This window comes from Staphylococcus microti (assembly GCF_000934465.1).
GTDB lineage: Bacteria > Bacillota > Bacilli > Staphylococcales > Staphylococcaceae > Staphylococcus > Staphylococcus microti.
Genome location: NZ_JXWY01000098.1, coordinates 1 through 368, shown reverse-complemented (window position 1 = coordinate 368; position 368 = coordinate 1). Strand labels below are relative to the sequence as shown.

At 32.9% G+C, this 368-nt stretch carries 1 protein-coding gene; it reads left to right on the top strand.

Annotated elements, in window-relative coordinates; all coding sequences use genetic code 11:
* Nucleotides 1-122: 122 nt before the first annotated feature.
* On the top strand, nt 123-368 hold a 246-nt coding region (locus TP70_RS09295), incomplete at its 3' end, for a helix-turn-helix domain-containing protein (protein WP_044361190.1).

Sequence of the window (368 nt, the reverse complement as noted above, 5' to 3'; positions counted from 1 at the left end):
ATTGATAATGAAATATCTGATTACTTTAGTTGCGTGGCATTATGATAAAGACCCTATACACATTATGTTCAAAGTTTCCCCCAATCAAGCGAATAATCATAAATAGATAGGTGGTGTATCTAATGGAACGATTAAAAGCGTACAAATTTAGATTATATCCAACAGAAGAACAAGAGATATTCTTTGCTAAGTCTTTTGGTTGTGTTCGGAAAGTCTATAATCTAATGCTTCATGACCGAATAAAAGCTTATCAAGAAAAAAAGAACAATCCCTCTGAGAAAATGCGTTTTCCAACACCTGCAAAATATAAAAAAGAATTCCCCTTTTTAAAAGAAGTCGATAGTCTTGCTTTAGCTAATGCACAGCTC